Here is a 9,536-nt window from a genome sequence, read left to right as displayed (position 1 = left end):
GCCGGCTGGGAAGTCGATGTCGCCGCCGACGGCACCCGTCCGGATTGGGCGAAGGCGCTGCCGGAGGAGATGCTGGGCGCTCCGGCCGATTCCAATATCGCGACACCGGTCTTCGACGGTGCGCGTGAGGAGGAACTGACCGGGCTGCTGGCGTCGACTCTGCCCAACCGTGATGGTGAGCGCATGGTCAACGACGACGGCAAGTCGATGCTGTTCGACGGTCGTTCGGGTGAGCCGTTCCCGTACCCGGTGGCGGTGGGCTACATGTACATCCTGAAGCTGCACCACCTGGTCGACGACAAGATCCACGCCCGCTCGACCGGCCCGTACTCGATGATCACCCAGCAGCCGCTCGGTGGTAAGGCGCAGTTCGGTGGTCAGCGCTTCGGTGAGATGGAGTGCTGGGCCATGCAGGCCTACGGCGCGGCCTACACGCTGCAGGAACTGCTGACCATCAAGTCCGACGATGTGGTGGGCCGGGTGAAGGTCTACGAGGCGATCGTCAAGGGCGAGAACATTCCGGAACCGGGCATCCCGGAATCGTTCAAGGTTCTGCTCAAGGAACTCCAGTCCCTGTGCCTCAATGTCGAGGTGCTGTCGTCGGACGGCGCCGCGATCGAGATGCGCGACGGCGACGACGAGGATCTCGAGCGGGCGGCGGCCAACCTGGGCATCAACCTGTCCAGGAACGAAGCGGCCACCGTCGACGATCTGGCGAACTAGGGCGTTGGCCGGGTGCCGTGACGAATTACGGCGCGGCACCCGGCCAACGCGTTCGAATCCAATAGAGAACTTTTGCTCGTATTCGACCCGCACAGGGGAAAGGAAGTTACGTGCTAGACGTCAACTTCTTCGATGAACTCCGGATCGGCCTGGCCACCGCCGACGACATCCGCCAGTGGTCCTACGGCGAGGTGAAGAAACCGGAGACCATCAACTACCGCACGCTCAAGCCGGAGAAGGACGGCTTGTTCTGCGAGAAGATCTTCGGTCCCACCCGGGACTGGGAGTGCTACTGCGGTAAGTACAAGCGCGTCCGCTTCAAGGGCATCATCTGTGAACGCTGCGGCGTCGAGGTGACCCGGGCGAAGGTGCGCCGTGAGCGGATGGGCCATATCGAGCTGGCTGCCCCCGTCACCCACATCTGGTACTTCAAGGGTGTGCCGAGCCGCCTCGGCTACCTGCTCGACCTGGCGCCGAAGGATCTGGAAAAGATCATCTACTTCGCCGCCTACGTCATCACCGCGGTCGACGACGAGATGCGGCACAACGAGCTGTCGACTCTCGAGGCCGAGATGGAGGTCGAGAAGAAGACCGTCGCCGATCAGCGCGACGCCGACCTCGAGGCCCGGGCCCAGAAGCTCGAGGCCGATCTGGCCGAGCTCGAGGCCGAGGGCGCGAAGTCCGATGTGCGCCGCAAGGTCAAGGACGGCGGCGAGCGGGAGATGAAGCAGCTCCGCGACCGGGCCCAGCGTGAGCTGGACCGGCTCGAGGAGATCTGGAACACCTTCACCAAGCTGGCTCCCAAGCAGCTGATCGTGGACGAGGTCCTCTACCGCGAGATCACCGATCGCTACGGCGAGTACTTCACCGGCGCGATGGGCGCGGAGTCCATCCAGAAGCTGATGGAGAACTTCGATATCGAGGCCGAGGCCGAGAGCCTGCGCGAGACCATCCGCAGCGGTAAGGGCCAGAAGAAGCTGCGTGCGCTCAAGCGGCTCAAGGTCGTCGCGGCATTCCAGACCAACGGCAACTCCCCGATGGGCATGGTGCTCGACGCCGTTCCGGTGATCCCGCCGGAGTTGCGGCCGATGGTCCAGCTCGACGGTGGCCGCTTCGCCACCTCCGACCTGAACGACCTCTACCGTCGCGTCATCAACCGCAACAACCGCCTCAAGCGACTGATCGACCTCGGTGCCCCCGAGATCATCGTCAACAACGAGAAGCGGATGCTGCAGGAATCCGTCGACGCGCTGTTCGACAACGGCCGTCGCGGCCGGCCGGTCACCGGCCCGGGTAACCGCCCGCTGAAGTCCCTGAGCGATCTGCTCAAGGGTAAGCAGGGTCGTTTCCGGCAGAACCTGCTCGGTAAGCGTGTCGACTACTCCGGCCGTTCGGTGATCGTCGTCGGCCCGCAGCTGAAACTGCACCAGTGCGGTCTGCCCAAGCTGATGGCGCTGGAGCTGTTCAAGCCGTTCGTGATGAAGCGGCTGGTCGACCTCAACCACGCGCAGAACATCAAATCCGCCAAGCGGATGGTCGAGCGGCAGCGGCCGCAGGTGTGGGACGTCCTCGAAGAGGTCATCGCCGAGCACCCGGTGCTGCTGAACCGTGCGCCCACCCTGCACCGCCTCGGTATCCAGGCCTTCGAGCCGCAGCTGGTCGAGGGTAAGGCCATCCAGCTGCACCCGCTGGTTTGTGAGGCGTTCAACGCCGACTTCGACGGTGACCAGATGGCCGTGCACCTGCCGCTGTCCGCGGAGGCGCAGGCCGAGGCCCGCATCCTGATGCTGTCCTCGAACAACATCCTGTCCCCGGCGTCGGGTCGCCCGCTGGCCATGCCGCGTCTGGACATGGTGACCGGTCTGTACTACCTGACCCGGCTCGACGAAGGCGCCAAGGGCGAGTACCGGCCCGCGACGGCCGACGGTCCGGAGCAGGGCGTGTACTCCTCGCCGGCCGAGGCGCAGATGGCGGTGGACCGCGGTGAGCTCACCGTGCGGTCGACCATCAAGGTGCGGCTGACCGATCAGCGTCCGCCCAGGGACGTCGAGGCGGAACTGTTCCCGGAGGGCTGGCGGCGCGGCGACGCGTGGACCACCCAGACCACCCTGGGCCGGGTACTGTTCAACGAGCTGCTCCCGGGTGACTACGCGTTCATCAACGAGCCGATGCCGAAGAAGCGGCAGGCGACGATCATCAACGATCTCGCCGAGCGCTACCCGATGATCGTGGTCGCGCAGACCGTCGACAAGCTCAAGGACGCCGGCTTCTACTGGGCCACGCGTTCGGGTGTCACCGTCTCCATGTCGGACGTGCTCGTTCCGCCGGAGAAGGCCGAGATCATGGAGCGCTACGAGGCGCAGTCCGATCAGATCGAGAAGAAGTACCAGCGTGGTGCGCTCGATCATCAGGAGCGCAACAACGCGCTGGTCAAGATCTGGCAGGAAGCGACCGAAGAGGTCGGTCGGGCGCTGCGCGCGCATTACCCGGCCGACAACCCGATCATCACGATCGTCGATTCGGGCGCCACGGGTAACTTCACCCAGACCCGTACCCTCGCGGGTATGAAGGGCCTGGTGACGAACCCGAAGGGTGAGTTCATCCCGCGGCCGATCAAGTCCTCCTTCCGTGAGGGCCTGACGGTGCTGGAGTACTTCATCAACACCCACGGTGCTCGTAAGGGTCTGGCCGACACCGCGCTGCGTACCGCCGACTCGGGTTACCTGACCCGTCGTCTGGTGGACGTCTCGCAGGACGTGATCGTGCGCGAGCACGACTGCGGCACCGAACGCGGTATCACCGTGCATATCGCGGAGAAGCAGCCGGACGGCCTGCTCATCCGTGACCCGCACGTGGAGACCTCGGCCTACGCCCGCACCCTGGCCGCGGACGCGCTCGACGAGAGCGGCAACGTCGTGGTCACCAAGGGCGCGGACCTGGGCGATCCCGCGATCGAGGCGCTGCTGGACGCCGGTATCACCGAGGTGAAGGTCCGCTCCGTGCTGACCTGCACCACCGGCACCGGAGTCTGCGCGACCTGCTACGGCCGCTCGATGGCCACCGGCAAGCTCGTCGATATCGGCGAGGCCGTCGGTATCGTCGCCGCCCAGTCCATCGGTGAGCCCGGTACCCAGCTGACCATGCGTACCTTCCACCAGGGTGGTGTCGCGGGTGACGACATCACCGGCGGTCTGCCCCGTGTGCAGGAGCTCTTCGAAGCTCGTGTGCCCAAGGGCAAGGCACCGATCGCGGAGGTCTCGGGTCGGGTACGGCTGGAGGACGACGACCGCTTCTACAAGATCACCATCATTCCCGACGACGGCGGGGACGATGTGGTCTACGACAAGCTGTCCAAGCGCCAGCGGCTGCGCGTGTTCAAGCACGACGACGGCACCGAGCGGCTGCTCTCCGACGGCGATCACGTCGAGGTCGGCCAGCAGCTGCTGGAGGGCGCGGCGGATCCGCACGAGGTGCTGCGCGTGATGGGCCCCCGGCAGGTTCAGATCCACCTGGTCCACGAGGTCCAGGAGGTCTACCGGAGCCAGGGTGTGTCCATCCACGACAAGCACATCGAGGTCATCGTTCGCCAGATGCTGCGCCGGGTGACGATCATCGATTCGGGTGCCACCGAGTTCCTGCCCGGTTCACTCACCGAGCGTTCGGAGTTCGAGGCATCCAACCGCCGCGTGGTCGCCGAGGGCAATGAGCCCGCGGCGGGACGTCCGGTGCTGATGGGTATCACCAAGGCGTCGCTGGCCACCGATTCGTGGCTGTCGGCGGCGTCCTTCCAGGAGACCACCCGAGTCCTGACGGACGCGGCGATCAACTGCCGCTCCGACCGGCTCATCGGCCTCAAGGAGAACGTGATCATCGGTAAGCTGATCCCGGCCGGTACCGGTATCAACCGGTACCGCAACATCCAGGTTCAGCCGACCGAGGAAGCGCGTGCCGCGGCGTACGCGGTGCCGTCCTACGACGACACCTACTACAGCCCGGAGGGCTTCGGCGCCACCACCGGTGCCGCGGTCCCGCTGGACGATTACGGGTTCAGCGACTACCGGTAATCGGTAGGTAGCAACAGCATTCGGCCCCGCACCGTTTCGGTGCGGGGCCGAAGTGCGTTCCGGGCCCGTTGTTCGCCGGCCGGGGCCGGGAGCTTTTCCGCAGGCCGTCCGGCAGCGCGGCCGGGCGGAATTCGAAACTGCTGTCGGGTGCGGCGTGGTATCCGGCCCCGGCCGCGGCCGGATCGGTTCAGCAGTGGGAATATGAACCGGGCATTTCGATCACATTGCGTACAAACGTCGTTGGGTCGAACAGTGGTGAATACCGTGGCAGCGCACTGTCTGCCGGAGTCGTCGAACAGTTGCCGAACCGACGACCGCCGGAGGGCCCATGACATTCCGAATCACCCAGCTCGTGCGCGGTACTCGGGCACGCGCCGGGCGTGCGCAGGATGCCGGTGTAAAGGTTACGAAGCCGGCACGTCGCCGCCGATGGTTCCGGCGGCTCGCGGTGCTCGGTTCAGTTCTGTTCGTGCTCCCCGCAATGCTCGGGGCGGCCGCGCTGGCCGCGGCCGGGGACACCGAATCGGTAGCGACCGCCGGTTTTCCGGCACTGAACTGGATGAACGTCCGCGATTCCAGCGGCGTCGAACTGACCCACTATCGGTTCGTCACCACACACGGCAGTCTGTTCGAGCCGTTGGAAACGGCCATCTCGGTGGTACTCGGACTCGAATTCGCCGGCTATATCGTCATTGTGACAGGTGCGATCTGGGTGATCGGCTACACGATGAGCTTTCACTGGCTGGATCCGTTCGGGGACGCGCTATCCGGAGTCGCCCGAAGCCTGCACGCGCAGATCGGTATCCCGATGGTGCTCATCGTCGCGGCTTCGCTCGGTGCGTTCATTGTGGCGTGGTTCGTGTTGCGCGGCCACTACGCGCGGGCGGCCACCCAGGCGGTGACCATGGTCGGGGTCGCCGTGATCGGGCCGGCCTTCATGGCCCAACCGCTCGAGGATGTCCTCTCTTCGCACGGGCTGATGTCGCAGGGGCGGGATCTCGGTATCGCGGTCGCGGCCGGGCTCACCGGGCATATGCACAGCGACCCGACCGGGCTGGTCGCGACGATGCAGGTGAATCTGGCCGATAATTTCGCCCGGCGGCAGGTCCAGGTGTGGAACTTCGGGCATGTGCTCGACGACCGGCCGGGCTGCGCGGCTGTCTGGTCGGCCGGAATGCGGTCGGGTTCGGATTCGGCCCTGGCCTCCGGGCTGCGTGCCTGCGGTGATGCGGCGGCGCACCAGGCCGCGCTGAACCCGACCATGGGACAGGTGGGCTCGGGGCTGGTCGTACTGATCTGCGCCGGTATTCTGCTCGCGTTCGGGACCTACCTCTCGATCAAGATCATCTGGTCGGCTCTCGATTCGATCTTCCACGGTTTCGCGGCGATATTCGGTTTCGCGGCGGGTGGTTTCGTCTACGGTCCCACGCAGACGTTCCTGGTCCGCAACCTCGTGGACAGCTTCTACGGTGCCGTGGTGATGGCGGCCTATGTCATTTATCTGGGTTTGTATGTACTGTTCCTCGGCAACCTGTTCGACCAGGCGGGCGATCAAGCGACCTTGGTCCTGATCCTCGGCGCGGTGGTGGAAATCGTCGGCCTGCTCCAGTTCCGGCGGTTCTCCGCCGCGCTGCGGCAGGGCAACGAGTGGATTGTCGATCGGTTCTCGCTCGCTCTACAGCAGGCGCCGGGCGGTGGTGCGGGCGGTGCCGGCGGCGGTTCGGCGCTCGGCATGGGTTCCAGCGGCCTGTCCAACTCCGGTGTTCCGGGACTCGGATTGATCGCCGGGGCCGCCGCGCTCAGTACGTTGAACAGCACCCCGGCGGCGGCATGGCTGTTCGACCGGGTCGCGCCGCTGGAACCGCATTCCCGGAAACGGCAGAGCGCCATGCTCGACCAGTGGGGTGCGTGGAACATGCGGTGGAACGACGAGAAGATCGGGGGCCCGGACGGTCTGTTCACGCACGCCTTCCTCGATCGGCTGCACCTCTCCCATGCCGCCAGGGACGCGACCGCAGTCGCCGATATGGCCGGCCGGGGCGGGGTGAACACGGTGCGGGGCGCGGCCGCCGCGGTCGACGGGGTGCTCGTCGGCGGTGGCGGATTCCTCGGGCAGGTCGCCGCATCGTTGCGCGGCGCCGGCTTCACCGACGAGAACATGATCCAGCGCGCGGTGGAGGCACGAGGTTATGTGGTGAAACACGGGGGCGATGTGTCGCTGGCCGATAAGAACCTGGCCGAAGTGGTCGCGGCCTCGAATTACGCTGCGGCGATGAACACTCCGGCGGCCCATGCGGAACTGGAGCGGGCTGTGCTCGCCTACTCTCTCGGACGGGAGGGGATCCAACTGCGCGGCGCGGCGCGGCGGGCCGGCGAAGAGTATCTGTCCGCGCCGGCCCGGGCGAAGCTGAACCGGATCCAGAGGGTGGCGACCGGCGAGGAGACGGCGGAGTACTCCGAGGAAGAGGCGGCCCGGATCCTGCGCTGGATCGGTGACGAACACGCGCAGCGGGTCTCCACTGCGATGACCGCCTTCGTCGTCGACCCGGCCGATATCGAGAATCGCCGCCGCTTCTTCGCGGCGCAGAACGCGGCCGTCGACACCGACTACTGGGCCGCCGAAGCGACCCGCGCGCCCGCGTCGGCCTTCGCCGCCGGCTGAGTCTCGGCATCCCTGGTGGCCACCGCGGAGTTGGTACCGGTGGTTTCGGTCGGCCGGGGTCGCGGCGTGGCGGTGCGCGCATGGGTGGCGTAGAGCGTCAGGCCGACGAAGGCGAGACCGCCCACCAGATTGCCGATCACCGTGGGGATCTCGTTCCAGATCAAATAGTCGCCGATCGAGAAGTCACCACCGAGCAGCAGGCCGGACGGGAAGAGGAACATATTGACGATCGAATGCTCGAATCCCATGTAGAAGAACAGCATGATGGGCATCCACATGGCGATGACCTTCCCGGACACCGAAGTCGACATCATCGCCGCGACCACCCCGGTGGAAACCATCCAATTGCAGAGCACACCGCGGATGAAAAGCGTGAGCATGCCCGCGGCACCGTGGTCGGCGTAACCGACCGTGCGGGAAACGCCGATTTCGCCGAGTTTCTGTCCGACTTCATTGGGATCCATCGAGAAACCCATCGTCACGATGACCGCCATCATGACCGCGACGGTGAACGCGCCGAGAAAGTTACCGGTGAACACCAGACCCCAGTTCCGCAGCAGGGCTCGCCAGGTCACGCCGGGGCGCCGGTCCAGCCAGGCCAGCGGTACCAGGGTGAATACGCCGGTGAGCAGGTCGAACCCGAGTAGGTAGAGCATGCAGAAACCCACCGGGAACAGGACCGCGCCGAGCAGCGCCTGGCCGGTCTGGACCGTGACGGTGACCGCGAAGGCTGCGGCGAGCGCCAGGATCGCCCCGGCCATATAGGCGCGGATCACGGTGTCGCGCGTGGACATGAATGCCTTCGCTTCGCCGGCGTCGATCATTTCTTTTACGAAGTCCGCTGGTTTGAGATAAGACATGGCACGCCCTTCGGTTGTGGTCTTCCGTGCCGAAGTGTGCGATGCCGAGATTTCCCGCCGGTATCGCGCCGAGCGCACCCGTGTTACCGAGCCCTCACCGGAGCCGCGCGGTGTGTGTGCCTCGCGCGTGACCTCGAGTGACGGCCACGCCGACCGTGATGTCTCGGAGGTAAACATTGTGATACCGATTCGGTTCGGCGCGTTCGGCGATGGGAGGCTTTCGATGTTTCCCGATGCTAGGAGTCTCGTATGGAACCGATCATGAGCAAGCGCGCGGCCGCCGACCTCGTTGTCACCGCCCGTATCCGCCAGGGCTTGTCCTGGGCCGATATCGCCGACGCTCTCGGTGCCCCGCTGGTGTGGACGACCGCGGCGTTGCTCGGGCAGCATCCGATGACGGCGGAGCAGGCGGGCACGGTATGTGGACTGCTCGGGCTGGACGATACGGTGGCCGAGAGCCTGGCCTTACAGCCGGCCCGCGGCGCCGATCCGGCACTGATGAGCGATCCGACGATCTATCGCTTCGTGGAGGCGCTCTCGGTGTACGGGCCCGCGTTGAAGGAACTCATCCACGAGGAGTTCGGTGACGGGATCATGAGTGCCATCAACTTCAAGGTCGACTTCGCCCGCCGTCCCGACCCCGACGGCGATCGCGTGGTCATCACTTTCGACGGGAAGTTCCTCGACTACCGGTGGTGATCCGGGACCGCCGCCCGACCGGTTCTCATTGGTTGTGCGGTAGTTCGTCGGCCAGCCGCTGGAGGTAGCCGGCGAACCGGCGGCGGTCGGCGGGGGACCAATCGCCGGTGAGCCGGTCGAATACCTGCCGTTGCCAATTGTGCGCGTCGGCCAGCAGGCGGGTACCTGCCGGGGTGAGGTGCAGGGCGGTGCGGCGCCGGTCCAGGTCGGATTCGCGGCGTGAGAGGTAACCGGCGGTGGTGGCGTCACGGACCATCCGGCTGGCTCCGGAATGATCGAGACCGAGCTGGTGGGCGACCGCGGTGATGGTCGCCTCGGCGGGGGCCTCGGCGGCACCTGCCACCGCCTCCACGACCTGGACGTGCTGGGCGTTGCCCAGCTCCGCGCCCTGTCCCCCGGCGGCGCGCTGTATCCAGCGCCGGGACCAGAACCGGACCAGGCGGAACAGGGCGGGCCCGCCGTCTGCGGGGGTGGAGCTGCCGCTCATATGGACCAATCTAACCTCTTCGAGAATTTATGTGTGATGTG

6 protein-coding genes are annotated in these 9,536 nt (G+C 66.1%); 4 read left to right on the top strand and 2 right to left on the bottom strand.

What is annotated here, in order from left to right; translation table 11 throughout:
* From NGR01S_RS27655 to NGR01S_RS27645, 3 genes are all read left to right on the top strand, one after another.
* A partial coding sequence (locus tag NGR01S_RS27655) for a DNA-directed RNA polymerase subunit beta (protein WP_444979990.1) occupies positions 1 to 723 on the top strand: 723 nt, incomplete at its 5' end.
* Between the two features lie 110 nt (positions 724 to 833).
* A complete protein-coding gene (locus tag NGR01S_RS27650) occupies positions 834 to 4,787 on the top strand; it encodes a DNA-directed RNA polymerase subunit beta' (protein ID WP_063041920.1) in 3,954 nt (1,317 codons plus the stop codon).
* A 328-nt stretch (positions 4,788 to 5,115) separates the two neighbouring features.
* Positions 5,116 to 7,449: a hypothetical protein gene (locus NGR01S_RS27645; RefSeq protein ID WP_063041918.1), complete on the top strand. Its 2,334-nt coding sequence runs from the start codon at positions 5,116 to 5,118 to the stop codon at positions 7,447 to 7,449.
* Here NGR01S_RS27645 and NGR01S_RS27640 read toward each other — a convergent pair.
* Positions 7,395 to 8,309, bottom strand: a complete 915-nt coding sequence (locus tag NGR01S_RS27640) for a formate/nitrite transporter family protein (protein WP_063041916.1) — start codon at positions 8,307 to 8,309, stop codon at positions 7,395 to 7,397. The genes NGR01S_RS27645 and NGR01S_RS27640 overlap by 55 nt on opposite strands.
* Positions 8,310 to 8,558: 249 nt before the next feature.
* On the opposite strand from NGR01S_RS27640, the gene cynS reads away from it, so the two are divergent.
* The gene (gene cynS / locus NGR01S_RS27635; RefSeq protein ID WP_063041914.1) at positions 8,559 to 9,008 is read left to right on the top strand and encodes a cyanase; all 450 of its coding nucleotides are present in this window, start codon (positions 8,559 to 8,561) and stop codon (positions 9,006 to 9,008) included.
* Positions 9,009 to 9,033: 25 nt separating this feature from the next.
* On the opposite strand, the gene NGR01S_RS27630 is transcribed toward cynS, so the two are convergent.
* Positions 9,034 to 9,495: a MarR family winged helix-turn-helix transcriptional regulator gene (locus NGR01S_RS27630; RefSeq protein ID WP_063041912.1), complete on the bottom strand. Its 462-nt coding sequence runs from the start codon at positions 9,493 to 9,495 to the stop codon at positions 9,034 to 9,036.
* Positions 9,496 to 9,536 lie beyond the last annotated feature (41 nt).

The organism is Nocardia grenadensis NBRC 108939, from assembly GCF_001613445.1.
GTDB lineage: Bacteria > Actinomycetota > Actinomycetes > Mycobacteriales > Mycobacteriaceae > Nocardia > Nocardia grenadensis.
The sequence above is the reverse complement of the archived record's forward strand: the minus strand, read 5'-3'. Positions and strand labels throughout refer to the sequence as shown.

Coding starts and splice junctions, on each gene's coding strand:
- NGR01S_RS27645 (WP_063041918.1), top strand. CDS start 5,116: ATGACATTCCGAATCACCCAGCTCGTGCGCGGTACTCGGGCACGCGCC.
- NGR01S_RS27640 (WP_063041916.1), bottom strand. CDS start 8,309: ATGTCTTATCTCAAACCAGCGGACTTCGTAAAAGAAATGATCGACGCC.
- cynS (WP_063041914.1), top strand. CDS start 8,559: ATGGAACCGATCATGAGCAAGCGCGCGGCCGCCGACCTCGTTGTCACC.
- NGR01S_RS27630 (WP_063041912.1), bottom strand. CDS start 9,495: ATGAGCGGCAGCTCCACCCCCGCAGACGGCGGGCCCGCCCTGTTCCGC.